Source organism: Streptomyces sp. NPDC051569 (genome assembly GCF_044454085.1).
GTDB lineage: Bacteria > Actinomycetota > Actinomycetes > Streptomycetales > Streptomycetaceae > Streptomyces.
In genome coordinates this window covers 81,048-106,527 of sequence record NZ_JBITDJ010000023.1, presented here as the reverse complement: position 1 = coordinate 106,527, position 25,480 = coordinate 81,048, and the positions used below count along the sequence as shown (strand labels likewise).

The 25,480-nt window shown below is 69.6% G+C and carries 24 protein-coding genes; 16 read left to right on the top strand and 8 right to left on the bottom strand.

The features are described 5' to 3' along the window. Positions 1 to 391: 391 nt before the first annotated feature. Together ACIBAE_RS25910 and ACIBAE_RS25905 are read left to right on the top strand one after the other, a co-directional pair. Positions 392 to 739 carry a DUF190 domain-containing protein gene (locus tag ACIBAE_RS25910; RefSeq protein WP_399289842.1) on the top strand — a complete coding sequence of 116 codons (348 nt, stop codon included), beginning with the start codon at positions 392 to 394 and terminating at the stop codon, positions 737 to 739. Positions 740 to 799: 60 nt separating this feature from the next. After that, on the top strand, positions 800 to 1,636 hold the full coding sequence (locus tag ACIBAE_RS25905; protein ID WP_399289840.1) for an undecaprenyl-diphosphate phosphatase: 837 nt from the start codon (positions 800 to 802) through the stop codon (positions 1,634 to 1,636). A gap of 80 nt (positions 1,637 to 1,716) precedes the next feature. Here the strand turns inward: ACIBAE_RS25905 and ACIBAE_RS25900 are convergent, their stop codons facing one another. After that, complete coding sequence (locus ACIBAE_RS25900) at positions 1,717 to 2,850, bottom strand: permease (RefSeq protein ID WP_399289860.1); 1,134 nt, start codon at positions 2,848 to 2,850, stop codon at positions 1,717 to 1,719. A 307-nt stretch (positions 2,851 to 3,157) separates the two neighbouring features. Here ACIBAE_RS25900 and ACIBAE_RS25895 point away from each other — a divergent pair, with 307 nt between their 5' ends. The 6 genes from ACIBAE_RS25895 to ACIBAE_RS25870 all read left to right on the top strand — a co-directional run bounded on the left by ACIBAE_RS25895 (position 3,158) and on the right by ACIBAE_RS25870 (position 9,567). Further along, a complete protein-coding gene (locus ACIBAE_RS25895) occupies positions 3,158 to 3,943 on the top strand; it encodes a FadR/GntR family transcriptional regulator (protein WP_399289837.1) in 786 nt (261 codons plus the stop codon). Between the two features lie 458 nt (positions 3,944 to 4,401). After that, the gene (locus tag ACIBAE_RS25890) at positions 4,402 to 5,721 is read left to right on the top strand and encodes an ABC transporter substrate-binding protein (RefSeq protein WP_399289835.1); all 1,320 of its coding nucleotides are present in this window, start codon (positions 4,402 to 4,404) and stop codon (positions 5,719 to 5,721) included. Next, on the top strand, positions 5,721 to 6,692 hold the full coding sequence (locus ACIBAE_RS25885; protein WP_399289833.1) for a carbohydrate ABC transporter permease: 972 nt from the start codon (positions 5,721 to 5,723) through the stop codon (positions 6,690 to 6,692). Before ACIBAE_RS25890 ends, ACIBAE_RS25885 begins: the two co-directional genes overlap by 1 nt. Then, positions 6,689 to 7,573, top strand: a complete 885-nt coding sequence (locus tag ACIBAE_RS25880) for a carbohydrate ABC transporter permease (RefSeq protein WP_399289831.1) — start codon at positions 6,689 to 6,691, stop codon at positions 7,571 to 7,573. Before ACIBAE_RS25885 ends, ACIBAE_RS25880 begins: the two co-directional genes overlap by 4 nt. 90 nt (positions 7,574 to 7,663) lie before the next feature. Further along, entirely contained in the window at positions 7,664 to 8,884 is a 1,221-nt protein-coding gene (manD, locus tag ACIBAE_RS25875; RefSeq protein WP_399289829.1) for a D-mannonate dehydratase ManD, read from the top strand. Positions 8,885 to 9,183: 299 nt separating this feature from the next. Then, complete coding sequence (locus ACIBAE_RS25870) at positions 9,184 to 9,567, top strand: hypothetical protein (RefSeq protein ID WP_399289826.1); 384 nt, start codon at positions 9,184 to 9,186, stop codon at positions 9,565 to 9,567. A gap of 209 nt (positions 9,568 to 9,776) precedes the next feature. Here ACIBAE_RS25870 and ACIBAE_RS25865 read toward each other — a convergent pair whose 3' ends face one another. Further along, positions 9,777 to 11,258: an MFS transporter gene (locus ACIBAE_RS25865; protein WP_399289824.1), complete on the bottom strand. Its 1,482-nt coding sequence runs from the start codon at positions 11,256 to 11,258 to the stop codon at positions 9,777 to 9,779. A 255-nt stretch (positions 11,259 to 11,513) separates the two neighbouring features. Between ACIBAE_RS25865 and ACIBAE_RS25860 the strand changes: the two genes are divergently transcribed. Both ACIBAE_RS25860 and ACIBAE_RS25855 read left to right on the top strand, forming a co-directional pair. Next, complete coding sequence (locus ACIBAE_RS25860) at positions 11,514 to 12,149, top strand: TetR/AcrR family transcriptional regulator C-terminal domain-containing protein (protein ID WP_399289821.1); 636 nt, start codon at positions 11,514 to 11,516, stop codon at positions 12,147 to 12,149. A 106-nt stretch (positions 12,150 to 12,255) separates the two neighbouring features. Further along, the gene (locus ACIBAE_RS25855) at positions 12,256 to 12,663 is read left to right on the top strand and encodes a TIGR03618 family F420-dependent PPOX class oxidoreductase (RefSeq protein WP_399289818.1); all 408 of its coding nucleotides are present in this window, start codon (positions 12,256 to 12,258) and stop codon (positions 12,661 to 12,663) included. A gap of 193 nt (positions 12,664 to 12,856) precedes the next feature. Here the strand turns inward: ACIBAE_RS25855 and ACIBAE_RS25850 are convergent, their stop codons facing one another. Continuing rightward, positions 12,857 to 13,930, bottom strand: a complete 1,074-nt coding sequence (locus ACIBAE_RS25850) for a HoxN/HupN/NixA family nickel/cobalt transporter (protein WP_399289858.1) — start codon at positions 13,928 to 13,930, stop codon at positions 12,857 to 12,859. Positions 13,931 to 14,279: 349 nt separating this feature from the next. On the opposite strand from ACIBAE_RS25850, the gene ACIBAE_RS25845 reads away from it, so the two are divergent. Together ACIBAE_RS25845 and ACIBAE_RS25840 are read left to right on the top strand one after the other, a co-directional pair. Then, positions 14,280 to 15,143, top strand: a complete 864-nt coding sequence (locus ACIBAE_RS25845; RefSeq protein WP_399289815.1) for an oxaloacetate decarboxylase — start codon at positions 14,280 to 14,282, stop codon at positions 15,141 to 15,143. 485 nt (positions 15,144 to 15,628) lie between these two features. Continuing rightward, complete coding sequence (locus tag ACIBAE_RS25840) at positions 15,629 to 16,657, top strand: bile acid:sodium symporter family protein (protein ID WP_399289855.1); 1,029 nt, start codon at positions 15,629 to 15,631, stop codon at positions 16,655 to 16,657. 187 nt (positions 16,658 to 16,844) lie between these two features. Here the strand turns inward: ACIBAE_RS25840 and ACIBAE_RS25835 are convergent, their stop codons facing one another. After that, the gene (locus ACIBAE_RS25835; protein WP_399289813.1) at positions 16,845 to 17,063 is read right to left on the bottom strand and encodes a DUF2180 family protein; all 219 of its coding nucleotides are present in this window, start codon (positions 17,061 to 17,063) and stop codon (positions 16,845 to 16,847) included. Between the two features lie 420 nt (positions 17,064 to 17,483). Next, on the bottom strand, positions 17,484 to 17,834 hold the full coding sequence (locus ACIBAE_RS25830) for a hypothetical protein (protein ID WP_399289809.1): 351 nt from the start codon (positions 17,832 to 17,834) through the stop codon (positions 17,484 to 17,486). A gap of 440 nt (positions 17,835 to 18,274) precedes the next feature. Between ACIBAE_RS25830 and ACIBAE_RS25825 the strand changes: the two genes are divergently transcribed. From ACIBAE_RS25825 to dhaK, 4 genes are all read left to right on the top strand, one after another. Then, complete coding sequence (locus tag ACIBAE_RS25825; protein ID WP_399289806.1) at positions 18,275 to 19,135, top strand: ketose-bisphosphate aldolase; 861 nt, start codon at positions 18,275 to 18,277, stop codon at positions 19,133 to 19,135. A gap of 4 nt (positions 19,136 to 19,139) precedes the next feature. Further along, positions 19,140 to 19,946, top strand: a complete 807-nt coding sequence (locus tag ACIBAE_RS25820; RefSeq protein ID WP_399289803.1) for an HAD-IA family hydrolase — start codon at positions 19,140 to 19,142, stop codon at positions 19,944 to 19,946. 45 nt (positions 19,947 to 19,991) lie between these two features. Further along, positions 19,992 to 20,645 carry a dihydroxyacetone kinase subunit DhaL gene (gene dhaL, locus ACIBAE_RS25815; protein ID WP_399289800.1) on the top strand — a complete coding sequence of 218 codons (654 nt, stop codon included), beginning with the start codon at positions 19,992 to 19,994 and terminating at the stop codon, positions 20,643 to 20,645. A 129-nt stretch (positions 20,646 to 20,774) separates the two neighbouring features. Then, entirely contained in the window at positions 20,775 to 21,770 is a 996-nt protein-coding gene (dhaK, locus tag ACIBAE_RS25810) for a dihydroxyacetone kinase subunit DhaK (RefSeq protein WP_399289798.1), read from the top strand. Positions 21,771 to 21,834: 64 nt separating this feature from the next. Here the strand turns inward: dhaK and ACIBAE_RS25805 are convergent, their stop codons facing one another. From ACIBAE_RS25805 to hppD, 3 genes are read right to left on the bottom strand one after another with little or no spacing between them, the layout of a single operon-like run. Then, positions 21,835 to 23,160 (bottom strand): PLP-dependent aminotransferase family protein, encoded by a 1,326-nt coding sequence (locus ACIBAE_RS25805; protein WP_399289796.1) that lies wholly within the window; start codon positions 23,158 to 23,160, stop codon positions 21,835 to 21,837. A gap of 17 nt (positions 23,161 to 23,177) precedes the next feature. Continuing rightward, the gene (locus tag ACIBAE_RS25800; protein ID WP_399289794.1) at positions 23,178 to 24,365 is read right to left on the bottom strand and encodes an alpha-hydroxy acid oxidase; all 1,188 of its coding nucleotides are present in this window, start codon (positions 24,363 to 24,365) and stop codon (positions 23,178 to 23,180) included. Continuing rightward, positions 24,362 to 25,477: a 4-hydroxyphenylpyruvate dioxygenase gene (hppD, locus tag ACIBAE_RS25795; protein ID WP_399289792.1), complete on the bottom strand. Its 1,116-nt coding sequence runs from the start codon at positions 25,475 to 25,477 to the stop codon at positions 24,362 to 24,364. The genes ACIBAE_RS25800 and hppD overlap by 4 nt, the downstream gene beginning before the upstream one ends. Between the last annotated feature and the right edge of the window lie 3 nt (positions 25,478 to 25,480).

Below are 25,480 nucleotides of genomic sequence, written 5' to 3'. Positions count from 1 at the left end.
AGCTACGACGCCGGACTCCACCTCCGGGCCTCCCTGATCTGGATCAACGACCTCTTACCGGCGACCGAATGATCACGACCTCACACAGGCCCTAGTTCCGCCGGGTTCCGGACGCTCAGCGACGAGCTTCCGGGCGCAGGTCGTGTCTCCGCCCTTCCTGCCGGGTCACGCCACCTCCTCGCGCCCGCCGGCCACGCCACGCCACCCCGCTGCGGCGGGTTCACGGTGTTCTCCGCGTGTTCTCCCCTATGGGGGTGGGCGTCGAACAGCTGGTGGACGGGAGAAGGCCCCGTATCGGCATGGCGTACCCGGGCCCGACCCTGCTCACGGCACTCTTGGTCCTACGGAGCGCGGCGTGGCTGACGCGCCGCGTCGTGGCGTGGAGGCAATCATGACCGGACTGACGGGCACGGCCCTGCGCGTGACGATCTTCGTCGGGGAATCCGACCTCTGGCACCACCGACCGGTCTATACGGAGATCGTGCACCGCGCCCACAAGGCCGGACTCGCGGGCGCGAGTGCCTTTCGCGGGATCGAGGGCTTCGGGTCCTCCTCGCTGGTCCATACGCAGCGGCTGCTGTCGCTGAGCGAGGATCTGCCGGTGGCCGTCGTCATCGTCGACACGGAGGAGAAGATCCGCGCGTTCCTGCCCCGGCTGGACGAGCTCGTGACCGAGGGCCTGGTGATTCTGGACGACTGCGAGGTGGTCCGCCATACGAGCCGCCAGGAGCCCCGATGATCCGGTGCTCCATGACCCACGTACGGCGTCCCTGACCTTTTACCCTCGAAGGACATTCAGTTGAGCGCAATCGGTATCGGCCAGTCCATCGTTCTCGGCGTGGTCGAGGGGATCACCGAGTTCCTGCCGGTCTCCTCCACCGGCCATCTGAAGATCGCCGAAGGTCTGATGGACATCCCGGTCGACGACAAGGCGGTGGTCGCGTTCACCGCGGTGATCCAGGTCGGGGCGATCGCCGCCGTCCTCGTCTACTTCTTCCGCGACATCGCGCGATTCGCCTCCGCCTGGGGAAGGGGGCTGGTCGACCGAGGCCAACGCCAGGGCCACGACTACGAATTCGCCTGGTGGGTCATCTACGCCACCATTCCCATCGTGATCGTCGGCCTGGCCGCCAAACCCCTCATCGAGGGGCCGCTGGCCTCCCTGTGGGTGGTGGCGGGCTCGCTGATCGTCGGCAGCGCGCTGATGTGGGTCGCGGACCAGAGAGGGCGGCACAAACGCAACGAGGACGACACCACCTTCGCGGACGCCATGCTGGTGGGCTGCTCGCAGATCCTGGCGCTGCTCTTCCCCGGCTTCTCCCGTTCCGGGGCGACGATCTCCACCGGTCTCCTCCTCGACCTGGACCGGATCGCCGCCACCCGCTTGTCCTTCTTCCTCGGGATTCCGGCGCTGACCGGCGCGGGACTGTACGAACTGAAGGACGCGGTCGGCGGGGGAGTGGACCCGGTGCCGCTGGCCGTCGGCACCCTGGTCTCGTTCCTCGTCGCGTACGCGTCGATCGCCTGGCTGCTGAAATTCATCGCCAAACACTCCTTCGACGCGTTCGTCGTCTATCGGATCATCGTCGGCGCGCTGTTGTTCGCCCTGCTCGGCACCGGTGTCCTGCAGGCCTGATCACCGCTCGGCGCGGCCGGGAGGCGCCGAGCCGGCGAGTGACTGCGCCTGCCCGCCTGGAGCCACCGTGCTCCTGGCGGTCACCGGGGTGTGCCGCCCATCATGCGGAGCATGCCCCTTCCTCCGGTGCGGAAGAACCGGAGGAGCAGGGCCGCGGCCAGAAGCAGGAAGGTGATGTTCAGAAAGGTGGTGTAGTTCCAGGTGATGCCTTCGACGGGGAGCTTCGCGCCGGCCTGGTCGGGGACGAGTCCGAGGCCGCCGAAGATGAACTCGACGATGTATCCGGCGATGACCGTCGCGAGGTAGAAGGTCCCGAGGAGGAAGAGGGCCGTCCTCGCGCCGTAGTACTTCCGGTAGATGTGGAGGATCGGCAGGATCAGCAGGTCGGCGAAGATGAACGCGACCACCCCGCCGAAGCTGATGCCGCCCTTCCACAACACCACGGCGAGCGGTACGTTTCCGATCGAGCAGACGAATGAGGCCATCGCCACGAGCGGGCCGATGACCGGGCCCCAGAGTCTCGACGCGAGCGGGTGGCCGTCGAAGAAGAACGAGTGCCAGAACGAGTCCGGTACCCAGGCGGCGATGGCGCCGGCGATGAGCAGACCGATCACCAGGTCCCGCAGGATCGCCGACCATTCCATGACGAAGACGTGGGCCGTCGAGGTGAATCCCTCGGCAGACAGGAGACGGCGGGCGAAGGAACCCTTTCGCCGCATGGACATGTCCATCGCGGCGTGGCCCTCCATGGAGCCCGCCACACCGCGAGCTGCCTGCTCACGGGCCTGGCGGAGGAGGCTGTCGCGCAGGAAAAGACGGAACAGCACCGCGAGCACGACGATCATGATGGGGCCGCCGATGAGCTCCGCCGCCGTGAACTGCCAGCCCAGCAGCAGAGCGAGAATGACACCGAGCTCCACCACCAGGTTGGTGGAGGCGATCTCGAAGGCCATCGCGGCCGTGAAGTCCGCGCCCTTGTGGAACAGCGAACGGGCCAGCGCCACGGCCGCGTAGGAGCACGAGGACGAGGCCGCGCCCAGGGCGGCCGCGACGGCGAGCGTACGTGGACGGTCATCGCCCAGTAGCGAGACGACGGTTGACTTGCGCACGACCGCCTGGACCACGGCGGACAGGGCGAAGCCCAGGATCAGGGCCCATGTGATCTCCCAGGTCATGGAGCCGGTGATCGACAGTGCGTGCAGTACGGCGTGGATCACCCCTCAAGCCTTCCTCGGCAAGTCCCGTCCCCACACGGGCGCTTCGCGGGCGTCGCCCGCACGGGGGAGCGCACGGGGGAGCGCGCGGGCGCCCTGCTCGGCCAGGCCCTGCCGGGGGCGCCCTGCTCGGCCGCTCCCCGCCGGCGGCGCCCCACTCGCAGGGCGGCGTGTGTCCCGGGCGGCTCCACCGCGACGGCCGGCGCCGGTCGGACACCTCCGCACCGCCGACGGTCATGGCCCTCCGGTCGTACTACGTCCGGTCGAACCGCCCATCCGGCGGACATTCGCCTGTATCCTCCTACGCATGCCAGCTGCCGCTTCCTCACAGGCGGGCCGTGTCGCACCTCCCGCCCAGCGCGGACTCTTGACCGAACGCATCGCGCGTCAGTTGGAGCACGACATCCGGTCCGGAGAGATCGCCGTCGGGACCAAGCTGCCCTCGGAGCGTGAACTCGCCGTTCAGTTCCACGCCAGCCGGAACGTGGTGCGTGAGGTCCTGCGGCGGCTGGAGGCCCAGCATCTGATCCAGGTCGCGCCGGGCCGGGGCTCGTTCGTCTGCGAGCAGACGTCCCGGCAGGCACGCAGTTATGACGCGCTGTACCGCGCGGGGCGGCCCACCGTCCGGCAGCTCATCGAGGCACGTGTCCCCCTTGAGGTGGAGACCGTCAGGCTGGCGACGGCACGCGCGACGCCGGAGGACCTCGCGGCGATGCGGGTGGCCAGGGATGCCCTGGAAGCGGCGACCGATGTCGTCCTCAAGGCGCAGGCGGATGTCGACTTCCACGATGCGATCGCGGCGGCGAGCGGCAATCCCGTACTGCGGATCATGCTGTCGTCGATCAGCGGGATGATGTTCGAGATGATGCTCCGCTCGAATTCCGATCCGTCGATCAGCGAGCCCGGTGTGCCGCAACACCCGGAGATCTTCGAGGCGATCGTCGCGGGCGATGTCGAGCTGGCTTGCGAGCGCATGCGTGCGCATCTCACCCTCGGCCTGCGTACCTACGGCGCGGACGTCGACCTCAATGTGAACGTGATGGCACGGCAGCACATCGAGACGCTGCTCGGAGAGTCCCCCGCACGCGGTTAGAACGGGGCGAAACACCCCCGTCGCCGGCCTGTCCGTCCTCGATGCCGCGAACGCGGAGCGTCTCGCCCCTCCGGCGATCTGACGGCGTGTGAACCGGAACCGCGCCAGAGCTTCCTGGCGGCGGTGTGGCCGCGCCCGGCCCGTTCACGCCCCCTTCACCCCCTTCGCCCTGAGCCCGGCTGCCGGGCCGCCGCCCCGGGGCGGCGGTGAACCCGAGGTACGCATCGGCCCGTCCATGGGCGTCAACCCCCTTGCCCGGCAGTGCGCCTGATGGTGGCGTGGTTCGCACGGCCCACCGTCACTTCACCGTCATGCCTCTGCGTGGAATGCCCATCTGCGGCGCGTGATATCGGGTGTTCAAGGCTGGTCAGGGTGGGATGTCTGCTGTTACGGTCCACCTGGTCCTACCAGTTGGACCAGGTAATCGGGATGCACCACATCAAGAGACGAGGACAAGGATGTCCACGAGCAGCCAGTTCCTCAGCCGGCGCTCTTTCGGCAAGCTGGCCGCCGGCGTCGCAGCCGCAGCGGGCATCGGGTCGCTCAGCGCCTGCTCGGCACGCGGTCGTACCGCCTCTCCGGACGCGCCGCTCAGGATCATGGCGATCAACCACGTCTGGTCGCAGGCGATCGGTCGTCGTATAGAGGAGTTCGAGGACCGCATCGGACGCAGGGTCTCCATGTCCCTGCTCACCGCGGACCAGCTCGCCAGCAGCTACAACGTCAAACTCAACGCGTCCGCCACTGACGTCGACGTCATGATGGTCCGGGCCCTCCAGGAGCAGTTGCTCTTCGCGCACAACGGCTGGCTCGCCGATCTCACGGACCGGGTCGAAGGCGACAAGGCGTACAACTGGGCCGACTTCCAGAAGGCCCCGCGCGGAGCGTCCGTCACGGAGGGCAAGGTGCTGAGCGTTCCGGTGGTGACCGAACGCCCGGCGCTCTACTACCGCAAGGACCTCGTCGAGGATCTCGGCGGACCGCCCGGCACGCTCGACGAGTTGCTGGCGACGGCCCTGGAACTCACGAACCGCGGCAAGGGCTTCTACGGCTACGTCGGGCGGGGGCAGCGCAGCGGCGCCGTCAGCCAGTGGTCGAGCTATCTCTACTCCTTCGGCGGTGACTTCACCGTCGACGGAAAGTCCGGCATCGGTACGCCGGAAGCGCTGGCCGCGTACGAGTACTACGGCAAGCTGCTCAAGCAGGCCGGCCCGCCGGGTGCCACCAATATGAGCCTCGAACAGTCCCTGCCGGTCTTCGCCCAGGGCAAGGCGGCGTTCTTCATCGACGCCGACGCCGTCTACAGCAACTTCCTCGACCCGAAGATATCGACCGTGGGCAAGACCGTGGGCTTCGCCCCGTTCCCGGCCGGTCCGGCCGGTGCCCGGCCGCACAACATCCCGTCCTGGAGCCTGGGGATCAACAAGTTCTCCCTGCTGCGCGATGACGCCTGGGAGTTCATCCGGTGGGCGTCCAGCCTCGAGATGGCAGCCGAGATCCAGGAGTCGGGCATTCCGGGCGCCCGCGAGTCGGCGTGGTCGAACCCCAGGACCCTCGCCTCGTTCCCGCCCGAGCTCGCGGAGTCCATGCGGCTCAACGCCGAGCGGGGCGTGGGATATGACCGGCCCCGGGTCCTCCAGGTCGGCCGCGCGCGGGACATCATCGGCCGCCCGCTGGTGGCCGGGATTCTCGGTAACGCCGTGGCACCGGTCGCCCGCGACGCCGACGCTGAGTTCGGCGATTTCCTCGTCCGCGACAACCGCCACCGGGAGTCCTGATGTCCACCACCGAGGTCTCCAAGACGTCACCCGGCCGCGCGGTCGGCGCGGCCCCGCGTGTGCCGGCTTCCCGCGCGCGGGCCCCGCGAACGTTCGAGCAGGCCAACCGGCGTCTGAAGTGGGCGATGCTCGCACCGGCGCTGATCTTCGTCGGCCTGATGATCCTCTTCCCACTGGTCTTCACGCTCAACCTCAGCTTCACCGACGCTTTCGGCGCGGTGAACGCCAAGAAGGGCTATGTCGGCCTGCGGAACTTCACCGACGCACTGAGCGACTCGCGCCGTTTCTGGCCCGCCGCCCAGCGCACGGTGATCTTCACGGTCGGTGCCGTGGTGATCGAGACCGTGCTCGGTCTCGCCCTGGCGATGCTCATGCGCAAGCCGTTCCGCGGCATGCGGTGGGTCCGCACGGTCCTCATCATTCCGCTGCTCACCACGCCGGTCGCGATCGGCATCCTGTGGCTGCTGATCCTCGACCCCACCAACGGCATCGCCAACCACCTGCTCGCCTCCGTCGGGCTGCCCCAGCAGGAGTTCCTCGGTTCGGTGAGCCAGTCGCTGCCGACCCTGATGCTCATCGACGTCTGGCAGTGGACACCGATGATGACCCTGCTCCTGCTCGCCGGGCTGACCACCCTCCCGGAGGAGCCCGAAGAGGCCTCCCTCGTCGACGGGGCCAACAGCTGGCAGCGTTTCCGCTACATCATCCTGCCGATGCTCGGCCCGACGCTGGCCACCGCTCTCGTGCTGCGATCCGTCGACGCTCTCAAGACCTTCGACATCCTCTACACCACGAAGGGTGCGGGCGGCGGTTCGGACTTCGAGGCCGAAACCCTCAACGTCTACTCCTACGGCCTCACCTTCGACTACCAGGAGTACGGGCTCGCCTCCGCTGTCCTGGTCCTCTTCACGCTCTTCATCATCGGCGTCGTGGTCCTGCTCCGCCGCCGTGCCGGAAGGAAGTCCGCATGAGCGCCACCGTCTCTTCCCGCACGCGGCAGACGACCACCGGCCTGCGTCCGCCCCCGCCGGTCAACGGCCGGAAGCGCAGGAGCTGGTCCTGGCTGCGGGCGATCGCCATCACCGTGGTGTGTCTCGTCTTCGTGCTGCCGCTCGTCTGGATGTTCGCCGCCGCGTTCAAGACGAACGTCCAGGTGACCGATCCGAGCGTCGGACTGTGGTTCTCCCCCACCCTGGACAATTTCCGCAGTGTCATCGACGCGGGTCTGATCCTCAAGTCGATGGGCAACTCCCTGATCGTCGGGGCGCTGTCCACCGTGCTCTCCGCGGTCATCGCGGTGCCGGCCGCCTGGGCCGTGGGACGGTTCCGGATGCATCGCGCCGGCTCTCTCATCCTGGTCGCGCGCATCGTTCCCGGCATCTCGCTGCTCGTCCCCTGGTACTACCTGTTCGCGCAGGCGGGCCTGGTCGGCTCGTACACCGTGCTGGTGCTCAGTCACATGTTCGTCTCGGTCCCGCTGATCCTGTGGATCATGATCAGCTTCTTCGAGGGCCTGCCGGTGGAGCTGGAGGAGGCCGCGCGTACGGACGGACTGTCCGCGTTCGGCGCCTTCTGGCGCATCTCGCTGCCGCTGGCGGCGCCCGGCACGGCCACCGCGTCCCTGCTGGCGTTCGTCTTCAGCTGGAACAACTTCATGTTCGCGCTGATCTTCGCGGACGAGCACACCCAGACCGTGCCCGTCACCCTGTTCAACTTCATCTCCTACGCGAGCACGGACTGGGGCGGGCTGATGGCCGCCGCCACCCTCATCACGCTGCCGGTCCTCCTCGCCGCACTCCTCGGACAGAAATACCTCGTGGCCGGGCTGACCTCAGGCGCTTCCAAGGGCTGACCTGCCCGCGAAGCCCCCGGCCGCCCGCGACCCGCTCTCTCTCCGTCGCACCCACCACCGCCCCCACCCGAGCTCAGGAAGAGCGTATTCATGAAGATCGTCGACGCGAAGGTCGTCGTCACCAGTCCCGGCCGCAACTTCGTCACCCTCAAGATCACGACTGACGAAGGCCTCTCCGGTCTCGGCGACGCCACGCTCAACGGCCGCGAACTCTCCGTCGCCAGCTACCTCCAGGACCACGTGGTCCCCCTGCTGATCGGCCTCGACCCGCACCGCATCGAGGACACCTGGCAGTCCCTGTACCGAGGCGCGTACTGGCGCCGCGGACCGGTCACGATGGCCGCGATCGCCGCCGTCGACGTCGCCCTGTGGGACATCAAGGCCAAGGCCGCCGGCCTTCCGCTCTACCAGCTGCTGGGCGGCGCGAGCCGTGAGCGCGTCGGAACCTACGGCCACGCCAGCGGCAACGACATCCCCGAGCTGCTCGACTCCGTCCGTGCCCGGATCGCCGAGGGGTACCCGTCCATCCGGATCCAGACGGGCGTCCCGGGCCTGAAGGCCGTGTACGGCGTACACAGCAGCGGCCATGACGGCACCGACGGACCCGTGCCCCACCAGCAGGCCCGTCCGCTGGTGGAGGACTGGGACACCGCGGCCTACCTGCGGCACATCCCCACCGTCTTCGAGGCGGTCCGCAACGAGTTCGGCCCCGAGCTGCCGCTGCTGCACGACGCCCATCACCGCCTCACGCCGATCCAGGCGGCGCAGCTGGGCAAGGACCTTGAGCCGTACCGTCTCTTCTGGCTGGAGGACAGCACGCCCGCCGAGGACCAGGACGCCCTGCGCCTGGTCCGCCAGCACACGACGACGCCGCTCGCGATCGGCGAGGTCTTCAACACCGTGTACGACTATCAGACGCTCGTGAGCGAGAAGCTGATCGACTACGTGCGGTCCTCCGTCACCCACTTCGGTGGTGTCTCACCACTGAAGAAGCTCTTCGACTTCGCCGCGCAGCACCAGATCAAGAGCGGCATCCACGGGCCGGAGGACATCTCACCGGTCGGCATGGCCGCCGCCATCCACCTCGACCTGGCGATCCACAACTTCGGGATCCAGGAGTACTCGGGGTACACGGCGCTGACCGAAGAGGTGTTCCCGCACGCGTACACCTTCACCAACGGATATCTGCACCCGGGTGAGGCACCCGGCATCGGCGTGGAGCTGAACGAGGACCTCGCCGCCGCCCACGCGTACAAGGCCGCCTATCTGCCGGTCAACCGCCTCCAGGACGGCACCGTCCACGACTGGTAGGAACACCGCAGGTCCTCGCGACAGGGTCCGGCTTCCGGTACGCACGACCTGATACGCACCACCTGATACGCACGACCCCTGACCGGCGTGCCCCCGCACACGAACACCGTGCGGCGGGCGCGTCGGCGCGCGCGGACGCGCCGTGCGCGGGGCGAAGTCGGGCGGGCGGCAGCGGCGTTGACCGCGCCGAAGGCGGCGGCCGGGCTTCCGAGGTCCACCCGTATGGCGGTGCTCCCGGTCCGGCGGCCTGGCCCATGCTCATGTGGGCGCGCTCGCGCACAGAGCAAGGGAGTTGTGCGGTGAATGTACGCAGGAAGATCGCTGTCCTGGTGTCCGCGACGGTCCTGACGACCGGTCTGGTCGCGTTCGGTCACCCGGCGACGGCTGTCGCACCGGCCGGGGCCAAGCCGGCCGCCGAGTGCGGTGTCCGCTCGGACGGCAGGCTGTACTGCGGGAACAAGGCCGGGGCGAAGGGATATGCGGACCGCTCGTACCGTTCGGCGACCCGGGGCACCCTGACCGGCACGTTCAGCTGGTTCGCCTGCTGGGGACACGGCGACCCGCACCCCGGCCAGAACGACATCTGGTACTGGACGCAGCTCGACAACGGCCAGTGGGGCAATGTGCCCGCCGTCGACGTGAGCACGGGTCAGGACCCGGCCCCCGGTCTGCGGCAGTGCTGAGAAGGCCCTCCCGCCCCTCCGCCCGGTAAGGGGCTGAGGGGCGGGAGCGCCGGGGAAGGGGGGCGCCACCGGAGTGGGGTTCCCTCCGGCGGTGCCCCGCCCGGGCGCCGGCGCGGGGTCAGGAACGTGCCGTGGCGAGCAGTTCGACGATGCCGGTGGTGCCGCCGCTCTCGCCGAGGCAGGGGAAGATCCGCGACCTCGCCGTGCCGTCATACCTTCCGGATCGCGGCCGCCAGGGGTGGTGAGTGGTAAGCGGTCGACTCGCCGGTGATCCACGCCTCCAGCTCGGGCGGGCGCGGGCGGGCACCGCCCAGCACGTACACCACGACGATCAGCAGCACACCGGCCAGCGCCATCGACATCGTGATCAGTACGGCGAGGTGGAATCCGTGGGTGATGCCCGTCGTCAGCGCGAGATGCAGCAGGACGGGCCCGATCAGGAACGCCGCTTCCGACCGCAGCAGTTCCACCAGGGCGAAGGTGGGACCGATCTTCAGTACGGGTACCGAGAAACCTGCCAGGAACAGCCCCGGAGCCACGCCCGCACCCGCGCCGTATCCCAGGAACAGCGCGGCCACGGGGACGAGCGCTGACGCGTTCGACGCGGAGACGCTCAGCAGTACGGCCGCGCCCACCGCGACGCCGAGGAGGCCGGACAGCGCCAGGTAGGGAGTCCAGCGGGTCGTCACCAGGCGTCGGAACAGCACGGAGGCGATCACCACACCGGCGAGCTGGGTGGTGACGAGCGCGCCCACCCGCAGGGGACCGTAGTGCGGCACACGCAGCAGATAGGCCTCGGTCAGCTCCAGCAGGGTGATGAACGTCGCGCCGACGATCATCGCGCCGAGCGTTCCGGCGACCGGGAGTGTGTTGCTGATCGGTCGCACGGGCATCAGCGGGTTGGCCTTGCGGTACTGCCCCACCACCAGGAACACACCGAAGAGCAGCCCGACGATGACCGGGGTGAGGAACGCGGGATGGGTGAACGAGCCGCGGGTCAGCCAGGAGACACCGAAGAACGGGAGCACGGTGGCGCCCAGCGCGAGCGGAATGGCGAGCCAGTCGAACTCCGCGTTCTTCGCGGGCGGTTCGTTGCTCTCGAAGGTCAGGGCGCCGACGGTCAGCCCGATCGCCGCGAGGACGCCGATCGCGGCGAACAGGTACCGCCAGCCCCCCACACTGCCGACCAGGCCGCCCACCAGCGGCCCGAAGGTCACCACCCCGAAGAGCCCGAGGCTGATGACGGCGGCGGTGGTGGGCAGTCGCTCGACGCCGTGCCCCGTGATCAGCGGCGGCAGCGCGGCCACCAGCAGCATCCCGGTGGCCAGCCCCTGCAGGATCACGCCCGTCGTGAACAGGGCGATCCCCGGAGCGCTCAGCGCCAGCACCGTACTCACCACGAAGCCCGCCTCGCAGATGAGATAGAGCAGGCGCCGGGGAATCCGCTGGACGATGTCCGCGGCCGCCACCGCCCCGAACGCGTAGGCGGCGTTGGACAGTCCGCTGGTGAGCTGCAGCTCGAACGGGGTCGCGGAGAGATCCCGCATGAGCAGTGACTGCATCAGGCTGGTGGCGGTGGTGAGCACCAGGTAGGGGGAGAGCGCGAGCAGTGCCAGGACCACCGCCGCGGGGTAGTTGCCGGCCAGCGGAACCCGGCTGAACAGATGCGGTGTCGGGGGGCTGGACCGCATGAGCGTCTCCGCATTCGTCGTCGGGAAAGGCGGCGCACCCGTCGGATGCCTCGGCACCGGTGCGCGTGCGGTCCCCGTGGTGCGACGACGCCCACGCTCTGCCCGGGCCGCCGGCTCAGCGTACGGCCCGGTGGTCTCTCCCGGCCGGGACTGACACGCCCGCCGTACGCGGCCGGTCGCCGGTCGCGGACCGCCCCGCGCGTCCGCACGATGGCTGGCCGCCGACCACGACCGTGTGATCCGTAGACTAGGTCGGTGACCAAATCGCAAGCCCAGGCATCCCGCCGGGTCCGGCTCGACGTCGGGGCCGTCGTACGCGCGGCCCTGCGCCTGCTGGAGGACAAGGGAGCGGACGGGGTCTCGGTCCGGGGGACCGCCGATCTGCTCGGCGTACGGATGAACACCGTGCTGTGGCACGCCAAGACGAAGCCGCGTCTGGTGGAGCTGATGGCGGACGCGATCATCGGCGAGGTGTCCGTCGCCGGGTTGCCCGAGCCGGGGGAGGAGCGAGCCCGCGAGCTGGCGTGCCGGTATCGCGGGACGCTGCTGGCGCACCGCGACGGGGCAAGGATCGTGGCCGGCACCTACCCGGTCGAGCCCGCCACCCTCGGCTTCGCCGACCTCATGGTCGAGTCCCTGCTCGCCGCGGGCCGAGGGGAACGCGAGGCTGTCTGGGTCTGCTGGTCGGTCCTCTACTTCGTCCTGGGCCTGACCCAGGAGGAGCAGTCCTTCCCCCGCGCCGACCAGCACCGCTTCCGTACGGCGGTGACCCCGGCCGACCACCCCTCGCTGCACCGCGTCGTGGCCCATTTCGAGGAGGCGTCCTTCGACGACCGCTTCGACCACGGCCTCTCCCTCCTGCTCCGGGCCCGGCCCGGTCAGGGGGACTGACCGGGTGTACGGCCCACCGGAAGAGCCCGTGAGACGCTGCGGGTGACATCCGGTCCGGTCAGGACGGCCGCCCGGCAACCGGCAACAGCCACCCGAAGGAAGCACGATGGCAGCACCGCACCTGCGTTCCGACCCGGAGTTCCTCGCCTTCTGGCAGGAACGCCACATCGGTTTCCTGTCCACGACCCGCCCCGACGGCACGCCCCATCTCGTTCCCGTGGGGGTGACCTACGACAGTGAGACCGGCATCGCCCGTGTCATTACCAGCGCCACCAGCAAGAAGGCGCGCAACATCGTGGACGCCGGGCCCGGGGCCGTCGCCGCGGTGAGTCAGGCGGAGGGGGCGCGCTGGGCGACCCTGGAGGGAACCGCGGTCGTCAAGGACGACCCGGATGCTGTCGCCGACGCCGTCGAGCGCTACACCCGGCGCTACCGTCCGCCGCGGGTCAATCCCCGGCGCGTCGTCATCGAGATCACCGTCACGAGGACGATGGGCGCGGTCAAGCCGCTCTGACCCGCCGCCAGAGGTACGCGTCCTCCCACGGCCCGGCTCACGGGCCGCCGCCCGGTGGCCCGCCGCGAACAGGGGCGTTTCCAGGCGTACTTCCGCCGGCCGCCCGCGTACGCGGCTCTTCGTAGGCGGCTCTTCGTACGCGGTTCTTCTTCCGACGCGGCTCCTCGCACGCGGAGCCTCGGCCACCGGTAGGTCAGTCCGCCTCCCGGCCGGTCGTGCTCAGTCCGGCTGTCCACTTCTCCTCGATACGGCCGAACTTCCAGACGGCCAGCGCGGTGATCCAGGTCGCGAAGAACAGGCCGACGATGACGAAGCCGACGATGTTGAGGTCCAAGCCCCCGACCCAGTCCCAGAAAAGGCCGTGCAGGCCGAGGAGTTCGGCGAGCAGGCCGAGGAGTTCGACGGTGCCGATGATGAGGGCGACGGCGACCGAGAGGCCGGTGATGGTGAGGTTGTAGTAGACCTTCCGGACCGGTTGGGAGAAGGCCCAGCCGTAGGCGAAGTTCATGAACGAGCCGTCGATCGTGTCCAGCAGGGACATGCCGGCCGCGAACAGGACCGGCAGGCAGAGGATCGCGTACCAGGGCAGCCCGGAAGCGGCGCCGGAGCCGGCCAGCACCAGCAGGGCGATCTCGGTGGCGGTGTCGAAGCCGAGACCGAAGAGCAGACCCAGCGGATACATCTGCCACGGCTTGGTGATCGACTTCATCAGCCGGCCGAGCAGCCGGTTCATCAAGCCCCGTTTGTTCAGGTGCTCTTCGAGAGCCGCCTCGTCGAAGTGTCCGGAGCGCATCTTCCGGAAGACCTTCCAGATCCCCACGAGGATGAGGATGTTGATCCCGGCGATGAGGTAGAGGAAGACCCCGGAGACCGTCGTGCCGATCAGGCCCGTGATGTCGTGCAGCCGCGAGCCGTTGTCGCTGACCGGACCGGCGAGGGCTCTGACGCCCAGGGACAGCAGGAAGGCCAGCCCGAAGACGATGCTGGAGTGGCCGAGGGAGAACCAGAACCCTACGGACAGCGGGCGTTGGTCCTCGTTCATGAGCTTGCGCGTGGTGTTGTCGATGGCCGCGATGTGGTCGGCGTCGAAGGCATGGCGCATGCCCAGGGTGTAGGCGGTGACACCGATTCCGATACCGAAGGACTTCGTTCCCAGGCTGTGGTGCTCGGGCGCGACGATCGCCACCAGGGTGAACCAGCCGATGACATGGAGCCCCAGGATGAAGGCACCCATCCCGCCGAGCCGTATCCACTCCTGACGCGTCATGGACGCGCGCAGCCGCTGCAGGTGCGATGCGGCCGTGGGCCGCGACGACGTCGTGGTGGTCATGAGACCGCTTTCGTCGGTTCGGATCGCGTCATCCCTCAGTTCAGGGCGCACGACTCGCAACTGCAACCAAGTCGCAGTAAAGGTGCCGTCCCGGCCGGCCTTCAACTGCCGTGACATGAGTCATTCAATGTGAATATCACACATATAGGTATGACCTTTGAAAACTTCCCGATCGGACCACGATCCGGTGTGTCGTTTTACGGTCTCTTGGTTTTCTGCAAACCTGTGCCTGTCAGCACACCGCCCGAACTCGCCATCGGCCGGGTTCTGGAACGAGGGAGAAATCATGCCTTACGGAAATGCCCTGCGAAGAGCGGTCCAAGAGCCTCGCACAACGCCTCTCATCGGTATCTACGACATGTACTCGGCGTCCATCGCCGCGCAGCACTACAACGGATTCTTCGTCTCCGGATTCGGGTTCGCCGCTTCGCATTACGGGCTCCCCGACATCGGTTTCATCGCCTGGCCGGACATGGTGGCGTTCGTGGAACGGCTGCGTCTCGCCTTTCCCCAGCACCACCTGCTCGTGGACATCGACGACGGCTACGTCGATCCCGAGGTCGCCTGCCACGTGGTGCAGCGACTGGAGCGCGCCGGGGCTTCGGGCGTCATCCTGGAGGACCAGAAGCGACCGCGTCGCTGCGGACACGCGGACGGCAAACTGATCCTGCCCCTTGAGGAGTACCTGGAGAAGCTCGATCTGGTGCTGCGCAGCAGGCAGGACCTGCTCGTGGTGGCACGGACGGACGCCACGGAGGAGGCGGAGATCGTCCGGCGGGCCGCCGCCCTCGCGGAGACCGACGCCGACGTGATCCTCGTCGACGGGGTCAGGAGCGTCGACTGGATCCGCAGGATCCGGGCGGTCGTCGGCGACAAGCCACTCCTCTTCAACCAGATCGCGGGCGGCAAATCGCCGAGGCTTTCCCTGACCGAACTCTCGGAACTCGGCGTCGATATCGCCATCTACAGCACACCGTGCCTTTTCGCCGCGCACGGTGCGATCGACGGTGCGCTGGTCGATCTCAAATTGGCCGACGGTCGGCTGCCGGACACCAGGGAGACCGGAGCGGTCGGAGTGAAGGGTTCCACGGAACTCCTGGAGAAGAACATCAGCAGACACCACACCGACCGCCGACCGGTATCGGTGTAACCGCGGATCCTCTCTCGTGTCATCGAATTTCTTCCGGTCCGGAACCGGGCGCCATCGAATTCCGAGAAAAGGGCCCCTGGTGATGCGGGCCTCCGCGACGGGAGCTGTTGTCGCGGCGACCGCCGGCGTGCTGTGCGGCGGTGTCGCACCGACCGCGGCGGCGGCCACCCCCCTGGGCGTCCAGGACGACGAACGGCGACCGCCGGATCCCGTCGCCGGCCGGCACATCGGCCTCCTGGTGATCGACAACTCCTCGGCGGACTCTTGGCTGGAGGTCGATCGAACGCTCAACACACTGATCGCCAGCAGGGGTACGGCGGGCAGTGACCACGACGGGGGCGGTGGCGCGATCGACGTGCGGACCGGGGACGTCTCAGGATCCGATCCAGGGACCTGCCCTTGTCGGCCTTCTTCCTCAGGCGAGTGGATCGGGCAGATCGGACACCCGCCGCAGCAAGCCGAAAGCGGTGAATGACGTGACGTCGATGTCCTGGCTGCCGTCCTGGCCAGGCCGCCTGAGGAAGGCGGTCGACCCCTACGTGGCCGCCCTCCTCAGCACGGTCGCGCTCGCGGCGCTGCTGCCCGCGACCGGCCGGGCGGCCGTCGCCGTCGGCGGCGCCGCCGATATCGCCATCGGTCTGCTCTTCTTCCTCTACGGCGCCCGGCTCTCCACCCGCGAGGCGATGGACGGTCTGCGGCAGTGGAAACTCCACCTCGTGGTGGGGGCGAGTACCTTCGCGCTCTTCCCGCTGCTGGGTCTCGCCGCGCGCGCCCTCACCCCGTTCCCTCTCACCGGTCAGCTCTACACCGGTCTCCTCTTCCTGTGCGTCGTTCCCTCGACCGTCCAGTCGTCGATCGCCCTGACGTCCACGGCCCGGGGCAATGTCCCGGCGGCGATCTGTGCGGGAACGTACTCCAGCCTGGCCGGGATGGTCATCACGCCGCTGCTCGCGGCCTGGCTGATCGGATCCACCGTCAGTTTCTCGGCCGAGGGGCTGCTGTCCATCGCCACGCAGCTGCTGCTCCCCTTCGTCGCGGGGCAGTTGCTGCGCCGCTGGGTCGCCGGGTTCATCGGCCGGCACAAGAGGATGCTCGGCCTGCTCGACCGGTTCTCCATCCTGCTCGTCGTCTACACGGCCTTCAGCAGGGGCATGGCGGAAGGCATCTGGCAGCAGGTGACACCCGTGCGGCTGCTCGCCCTGCTGACCCTGGCCGGGACCCTGCTGGCGCTGGCTCTCGGGGTGACGTCCTACGCGGCGCGGCGCCTGGGATTCAGCCGGGAGGACCGCGTCACCATCGTCTTCTGCGGCTCGAACAAGAGCCTCGCGACGGGACTGCCGATGGCCGCCGTGCTGTTCGGGGGTTCGGCGGGGCTGGTGATCCTGCCCCTCATGCTCTTCCACCAGTTGCAGCTCATGGTGTGCGCGATCATCGCGGGGCGGTGGGCCCGCCAGCCGCTGGAAGCGGCGCCCGCACACGGAGCGCGCCTGCGCGTCGGAGATCCGGTCACCTGACGGGTGTGGTCGTCAGACGGCCCGGAAGGGCCCGGCGGACCCGGCTGCTTTTTCCCCGGCCATTCCCGTCCCGGCCATTCCCGTCCCGGCCATTCCCGTCCCGGCCATTCCCGTCCCGGCCACGACGGGCCGGCGGCGTGCCCTTGCCGGGCCGCCGCCGATCACCACCGTGCTCCGGTCTCCGAGGTCACCGCGTCGACGCTGCCGTCAGCGTCCTGGCCCCGACGCAGACGAGGCACAGAACCGTGCGGGCCTCCGTCTCGGAGGACGGACCCAGAAGCGATCCATGCCGGACCGAGCGGGGGGCGACGCGGACGTGGGAGTCGCAGACACCCGCGCCGCATCCCTGGCAGATGCCGACGGAGGGGGTGGCCTTTTCCTGGGTACGGCAGTCGAGACAGTGCATGAGGAACTTCCTAGCGGGGGATGGGGAGAGCCCCGGCGCGTACGTCGTGTGCCGGGGCGGTGATCCGATGACAAGCGGGGACGAGGACGACCGAGCCCGGGTTTCGACGCGAGACACCCAGCTGTGGCCCGGTCGCTCCGGAGAGCGACCGGCCGAGGTGCCGACGCGAGCGCGGTCGCCAGCTCGGAGCTCTGCCTGCGGCGGTGGAGGCAAGGGCCGCAAACCGATAATACGCGAGATAGGACACCCTAACGAGCAAAAATGTGCGGACTACATCACAGTGGGACAGACGAGATCACAGTGGGACAGAAGTGCCACAACATGCCGGGGCTCTCCCCGCAGGCCGGCGGCGGGGGTGCCCGCCGGTACGGGTCACCCGAGGGGCCGGGGGTGGCCTACGGGTCGGGGTCGGGCTCGGCGTCAGGGCCGCGCGTCATCGTGGCCGCAGACCCAGGCGAGCGCCGCCTGGACCCCCTGGATGTAGTCGCGCGGCACCGTGCGCTGCGTGGAGTCCTCCAACTGCGCCGCCGACGCGTCCACTTCGGCCGTCAGCAGGGACAGGTCGGGGGAGCCGTCAGCGCCGGCGCCCGTGATGGGCGCCGCGTCGCCGCGCCCGAGGGCCCACAGATAACCCGTCAGGGCGCCCCGGGAGAACTGTGTTTGCTGGGTCGTACCGGCTCCGACGGCCTCCAGCGCCCGGTACGTCTCCTCGACCTCGCTACGGGGCCTGATGCCCACGTTCTGTTCGCCGTGTGAATCTGCTTTGTACATGGTCATACCGTTACGTCTGTCCACTCCGCCCCCGCGCACTCCGGTAGGGCGTATTCCGGCACGAGCGTGGACCGGTACCGGCCAGGCGGTGTCGGAGCACGGTGAGGACACCGGCCGGCCGGTGTCCTGGCCTACCTCCGTGCGGCCCGGAGCGAGCGGAGGGGCGCCGGTCACCGCGCCGGTCACCGCGCCGGTCACCGCGCCGGTCACCGCGCCGGTCACTCCGCCGGGCGAAGAGCCGGGACCGCCCGGCGCGGCCGATTCCGAGGTGTGCCGCCGTACTGTCCCCGGGCTTCGCGCACGTGTCTCCCCGGCGCGGACGAGATCCGGACGGTGTCCCCGTCGAGCAGCGGTCGAGTAGCGGCCTTTTACCGGCTGGTGTCGAATGAGTCGGGCGAGCCTGATCCCCGTGAGGCGAGCCCTATTTTTCAGGAGTCCTCGTGGCTGTCGTACCGCTGACCGACATTCTGTCCGACGCCTTCGAGCGGCGTTACGGCGTGCCGGCCATCAATGTCTTCAACGATCTCACCCTGGAGGCCGTTCTCGCGGCCGCCGTGGAGAAATCCTCGCCGCTGATCGTGCAGACGTCCGTCAAGACGGTCAAGTCGATCGGCAGCGACGTGCTCCACGCGATGTGGACATCGATGACGGCCGGTATCGAGGTGCCTGTCACCCTGCACCTGGACCACTGCCCCGAGCGCGCGGTCATCACCGAGTGCCTGCGCCAGGGCTGGAACTCCGTGCTGTTCGACGCCTCGCGGCTGCCGGTGGAGGAGAACATGCGGCAGACGGTCGAGGTCGTCGCCGAGGCCCGCCGCCACGGTGCCCACGTCGAGGGGGAGATCGAGTCCATCACGGGTGTCGAGGACGGGATCGGCAGCGACAGCGCGGCCGCCCAGCAGAATCTGGACGTCGCTCTGGAGTTCCTCGAAACGACACGGGTCGACGTCTTCGCGCCCGCCATCGGAAACGCGCACGGTTCCTACAAACAGCTACCGGTCCTCGATTTCCAGCGGGTATCCGACATCGTGGCGGCCCACCCCCTGCCGATCGCCCTGCACGGCGGCAGCGGCCTCTCCGACGAGCAGTTCCGCGATCTCATCTCCCGTGGGTGCGCGAAGGTCAATATCTCGACCGCCCTCAAGGAGAAGTTCATGAAGTCGAATCTGGCCTTTCTGGAATCGGCCGCCGAGAAACAGAAATGGGATCCACCTTCCCTTTTCCGCGCCGTACGCCAGGACGTCATCGAGATGACCGGCTCTCTCATGACGCTCTTCGGCAGCGCCGGCCGGGCCGGGTGAGACCGTGCCCGCCCTCGTCTTCGACTGCGACGGCGTTCTCGCCGACACCGAGCGCTACGGGCATCTGCCCGCGTTCAACCAGACCTTCGAGGAATTCGGCCTCCCCGTGCGGTGGAGCGACCGTGACTACGCCGAGAAGGTGAAGGTCGGCGGGGGAAAGGAGCGTATGAAGACGCTCCTCACCCCCGCCTTCGTCGCCGAGGCCGGACTGCCCACCGATCCCGCCGCGCTCGACGACGAGGTCGCCCGCTGGCACCGGCGCAAGACCGAGATCTACACCGGGATCATCGCCGGGGGCGCCGTACCGCCCCGGCCCGGCGTGCGGCGGATCGCCGCCGAGGCCGACGCGGCGGGCTGGACCCTGGCCGTCGCCTCGACCTCGGCGGAGCCGTCCGTACGCAGCGTCCTCGATCTCGCCGCCGGCCCCGAACTCGCCGCGCGCTTCGGCGTGTTCGCCGGCGACATCGTCCCGCGCAAGAAGCCCGCTCCGGACATCTACGAGTTCGCCCTGGCTCACCTCGGGCTCGCCCCCTCCGACGTCATCGTGATCGAGGACAGCCACAACGGGATGCGGGCCGCGCTGGACGCGGGCCTGGGGTGTGTCGTCACCACCAGCGCCTACACGCGGCAGGAGGACTTCACCGGCGCGTTGCTGGTCGTGACGTCGCTGGGCGATCCCGTGCCGGTCGGGAACGGGACCGAGGAGATCACCGCGGAGGTGCTGAGCGACCCGCTCGGCTGGGACGCCCGTCCCTTCCTCCGGCTCGCCGACCTGGAATTCCTGCTCGCCGCCGCCCCCCGCACGGACTGACGTCGCACGTATCGACGTCACGCTCACGCCGGTCAGGAGAGACACATGACATCGACATCAGGCAGTGATCTCGAGTTCGTCGTCAGATCCATCGCCCAGACCGCGGTCGACAACGAACAAGCGTTCAGCGAACTCGACGCCGTCGTGGGGGACGGGGACTTCGGGTACTCGCTGGCGCGGGGCTTCGAGATCGTTCTCGCCGACTGGGACTCGTTCGACCGCGACACCCCGTCGGCCTTCCTGAAGCAGGTGGCCCAGGTGATCATCAAGCGGGTCGGCGGGACCTCCGGGCCGCTGTGGGGTACGGCGTGCCTGCGGGCCGCCGGGGCGGTCAACGAGCGGACCGAGCTCGGCGGTACGGACGCGGTCGCCATGCTGCGCGCCGCCGCCGAGGGCATCAAGCTGCGGGGCAAGTCGGATCTCGGCGACAAGACGCTGCTGGACGCGCTGATCCCGATGACCGACGCGCTGGAGAACGCGGTGAACAGCCGTGAGGCCCCGGCGGACACCTCCGCCGGGCTGGCCGCGGTCGCGGCCTCGGCGGCCCGTACCGCCGCCGACGCGACCACCCCGATGCAGGCCATGCGTGGCCGGCCGAGCTACACGGGGGAGCGCAGCATCGGCTCCCCGGACGCGGGAGCCGTGGCGATCGCCGTCATGGCGGAACGCCTCGCCGACGCATGGGCCTCCCGCACCTGACCGCGCCCCGTGCCGCCGGCGTCCGACCCCGCTCGCCGGCCCGGTGCGCCGGCGTCCGGCCCGCCCGCCGCCCCGGACCGACTCCGTCCCCGGCGCCCTCACCGTACGCAGAGACCTAGGAGCCCCCGCATGAAGAAGTTCGTCAACGACCCGAAGAACTTCGTCCCGGAGATGCTGCAGGGGCTGGCCCTGGCCAACCCCGACACCCTCCGGTACGTCCCCGAGTACAACATGATCGTGCGCGCCGACGCCCCACGGGCGGACAAGGTCTCCATCGTGCAGGGATCGGGATCCGGACATGAGCCGGCCCACGCCATGACCGTCGGCAGGGGAATGATCGACGCCGCGTGCCCGGGCGACATCTTCTCCGCGCCGCCCACCGACTACGTCTACGAGACGGTCAAGCAGGTCGCTTCGCCCAAGGGCGTCCTGCTGCTGGTCAACAACTACACGGGCGACCGCATGGCCTTCGAGATGGCCGAAGAACTCTCGCAGGCCGACGGGCTCAACGTCCGTACGCTGTTCGTCGACGACGACGTGTCCGTCCAGGACTCCACGTACACCGTCGGCCGCCGCGGGGTGGCGGGCAACTTCTTCGTCATGAAGGCCACGGGCGCCGCGGCCGAACGCGGCGCCGATCTCGACGAGGTGCACCGCATCGGCGAGAAGGTCAACTCCGTGACCCGCACCATGGGCATGGCCCTCACCGCGTGCACGCCGCCGGCCAAGGGCTCCCCGCTCTTCGACCTGCCCGACGACGAGATCGAGATGGGGGTCGGCATCCACGGTGAGCCGGGCCGGCGGCGCGAGAAGCTGCAGCCCGCCGACGCGATCGTGCGGGAACTCGTCACCGCGGTCGTCGACGACCTGCCCTACACCTCCGGCGACGGCGTCGCCCTGATGGTCAACGGCCTGGGCGGCACCCCGATCGGCGAGCTGTACCTGGTGTACGGGCTGGCCCACAAGCAGCTCACCGACCGGGGCATCGAGATCCGCCGCAGTTATGTGGGCGAGTACTGCACCTCGCTCGACATGGCCGGCGCGTCCATCACCCTGGTCCGCCTGGACGACGAGATCTCCGAGCTGCTCGCGGACCCGGCCGAGATCCCGATGCGCGTCTTCTGACGGCGCGCGGACGCTCCGGCCCCGGGAGACCCGGAGCCGGAGCGGCGGTCGGACGGCGGATCCGTCACGCTCCGGCGGGAGCGCAGGCGGCGACGAAGGCGGCGAAACGGTCCAGCGCCTCGTCGATCAGCTCCGGCGCGAGCCCGCTGCACGACAGCCGCAGCCGGCGCAGCGGCTCCGTACCGCTGTAGAAGTGGCGCAGCGGTGTCCACAGCACCCGGTGGTCGCGGGCGGAGCGCTCCAGCACCTCGTCCGTGACATCGAACGGCACCTGGACGACGACGAAGAAACCGCCCTCGGGCGTCGTCCACGTGACGGGTGACGGCGGCGGGAACCGGCGGGCCAGCCCGTCCAGCATGAGCGTCAGATTGCGCCGGTAGACCTCGCTCTCCCGCTCGTTGGCGCCGCGCAGGCTGCCTCCGTACTCCAGCAGCCGGCCGCCCACCACCGCCTGTGCGATCGGTGAGGTGTTGACCGTGACCATGCTCTTGGCCCGCGCCACGTGGTCGGCCAGGTACACCGGCCCGCCCCCGGCGCTCTCCTCGACGAGCTGGTCGGCCACCACATAACCCACCCTGGCACCGGGGAAGATCGTCTTGGACAGCGAGCCCAGGTAGACGACCCGGCGGTGGGTGTCCAGCGCCTTGAGGGTCGGCAGCCGCTCCCCGTCCAGCGGGAACAGGCTGTACGGGTTGTCCTCCAGCAGCAGGATGTCCTCGCGCCGGGCGAGGTCGAGCAGTTCACCGCGCAGGGACACCGGCATGCGGATCCCGGTCGGGTTGGCGAAGTCCGGTACGAGGTAGCAGGCGCGGGGCCGCAGCCCGGCGGCGCGGGCCTCGCGGATCTGCCGCGTGAGGTCGTCGAGGTCGATCCCCCGCGGACCGTCGGCGACCGGCAGGACCGCCATGTCCAGCAGCCGCGCGGCGCCGGTGGCTCCGACGTACGCGGGAGTCACGGCCAGGAGTACGTCACGCTCGTCGCGGCGCAGAGTGCGCAGGGTCAGGAAGAGCGCCTCCTGACAGCCGGCCGTGATGACGATCGACTCCGGGTCGACGGCGATGGACTCGTCGGTCGCCAGATGCGCGGCGATCAGCTCGTGCACGATGCCCTTGGTGCGCCCGTACTGCAGCAGGGTGCGCCGGACCTGTTCCTCGGTGAATCCGCGGTCCGTGCGCAGATGATCGCAGAACAGCCGCAGACAGCGATGGACGTCCTCGACGTCGTAGAACCCCTCGTGCGGGGTGCCCGCCGCCAGGGACAGCGCCTCGGGGTGGCGTCCCGCGATCTCGTTGAGGAAATTCATCGCGGACAGCAGGGGATCGCCCACCGCCCCGTGCAGGTCGTCGACGGCGAAGTCGGCGCCGGCGCCCCGCTCCGGGGATGTCACCACGGGTGACACCGGCGCCGTCATCGGGCACCGCCAGGAATGGGCCCGGCCGGGGCGCCCGGTCCGGGTACGGACCGCAACCGCGCCACAGCGGCCAGATCCGGGCAGCCGGACAGGGCCATGGCGTGCTCCAGCTCTTCGCCGAACAGCCGCAGTACACGCGCCGCTCCCTCGCCGCCCGCCGCGCCGAGTCCCCACAGGACCGGACGGCCGAGCAGGACGCCGGAGGCGCCCAGCGCGAGGGCCTTGAGTATGTCCGTACCGCTGCGGACACCGCTGTCGAGCAGCACCTCGCACCGCCCGGCGACCGCCTCGGCCACCGCGGGCAGCGCCCGCAGACTGGGCAGCGCCCCGTCGAGCTGACGGCCGCCGTGGTTGGAGACGACCAGCGCGTCGACCCCGCACCGTACGGCGCGGCCGGCGTCGGCCGGGTCCAGGATGCCCTTCAGGATCAGCGGCATGCTGGTCCGCTCCCGCAGCCACTCGATGTCGGCCCAGCTCAGCGAGGGGTCGACGAGTGTCGCGGTCTGCGCGGCGATCTCGCTGTCCCCCGGCAGACCGGTGCCGGTGCCGGCCCGGCCGTCGTCATGGCGCTCGAAGTGCGCCGCCGTCACGCCGTCGGGCAGGGTGAAACCGCCGCGTAGGTCGGCCGGACGGCGCCCCATCCGGGGGGTGTCGACGGTCAGCATCAGCGCCGCGCAGCCCGCTGCCTCCGCGCGCCGCACCAACTCCATCGTGCGCTCCCGGGAGCGCATCCAGTACAGCTGGAACCAGAGGGTGCCGCCGACGGCGGCGATCTCCTCCACGGTGTGGCTGCTGAACGTGGAGACGGTGAACGGTACGCCGCTGTCGCGGGCCGCCTCGGCCACCGCCAGTTCGCCGCCCTCGTGCACGGCGCGCTGGTAGGCCATGGGGGCCACCGCGACCGGCAGGTCACTCGGCCGGCCGAGCAGCCGGCCGGCGGCGCTGGTGGCCGACACGTCGGCCAGCACCCGGGGAACGAGGTGGACCTGATCGAAGGCCGCCCGGTTGGCGCGCAGGGTGAGCCCGTCGCCGGCCGCCCCGTTGACGAAGCCCTGGACGGCGCCGGACAGCATCTGGGCCGCCGGCCCCTCCGCGTCCGCCGGGGTGACCATGGAGTCCAGCACGGACGGGGCCACCGACGGGGACGCGGAGGGAACGCCGGACGGCGAGGAGGACGACGTCACCGTCCGGACTCCGCGGACTCCTGCGCGGACTCCTGCGTCTCGTCGCGCTCGGCCTGGACCGCTTCGTACAGCGCCTTGACGTTGCCGCCGCCGAAGGTGTCGGCGCCGATGCGCTCGATGACCTCGAAGAACAGCGTGCGCTTGGGGTGCTTGGTCCGGGTGAAGATCTGATACAGCTGGCCCGCGTGGTCCTCGTCGGCGAGGATCCCGTCGGCCTGCAGCTCGTCGATCGAGTGCCGGTCGAGGTCCAGCCGCGTCCGCAGACGGTCGTAGTAGGTGGCGGGGGTCTTCAGGAACTCGATACCGCGCTCACGCAGGTCGGCGACCGACGTGACGATGTCCTCGGTGGCGAACGCCAGGTGGTGCACACCGCCGCTGCCGTGCCGCTCCAGGAAGTCGCCGATGTGGCCGGCGTCGTAGGCCGGGTCCGGGGCGAGCACGGTGAAGGTCAGGTCGCCCGCCGGGCTGCGGACCGCCTTGGAGTCCATCGCCTCGGTGCCCTGGACCATCAGCTCCTCGTACACGCCGTGGTAGCCGAAGACCTCCTCGTAGTACGCGGTGCTCTTGCCCAGCTCGCCCGGCCGGACCGTGACCGCGACATGGTCGAGCACGGTCAGCGCGGGCATCCCGGCCGGAGCCGGCCCCAGGTCGGCGACCTGGACGAAGCCGGGCAGCGGTCCCAGGTCACCGGCGCGGTCGGCGGGGCGCTGCACGAGGGTGTGCCGCACGTCGTCGAAACCGGCCGCCAGGACCGCGGTGACGTAGCCGTCCCGCTCGACGGGTCCGGCCAGCGGTACGGCGGACAGCTCGACCGCCGCGTGGAACGCCGCGCGGGTGTCCGGGGTGCTGAGCGCGATGTCGCCGATGCCGTCGCCGTGCCGGGCGACGAACGCCGCGGCCGGGTGGGCCTCGTCGATCGCCTCGGTCATCACCAGGACGATGTCACCCTGCCGCAGGGCGACGGAGCGGCTCGCGCCCTGCGGGCCGCCACGCTCGGCGGTCGCGAAAATCTGGAACCCGTAGCTGTTCACGAAGTCCGCCGCGGCGGCCCGGGCGTCGGCTGTGTATATCTCCACATGGCTGACGCGCAGGGTGTCGGCTGTCGTGTTCACTGC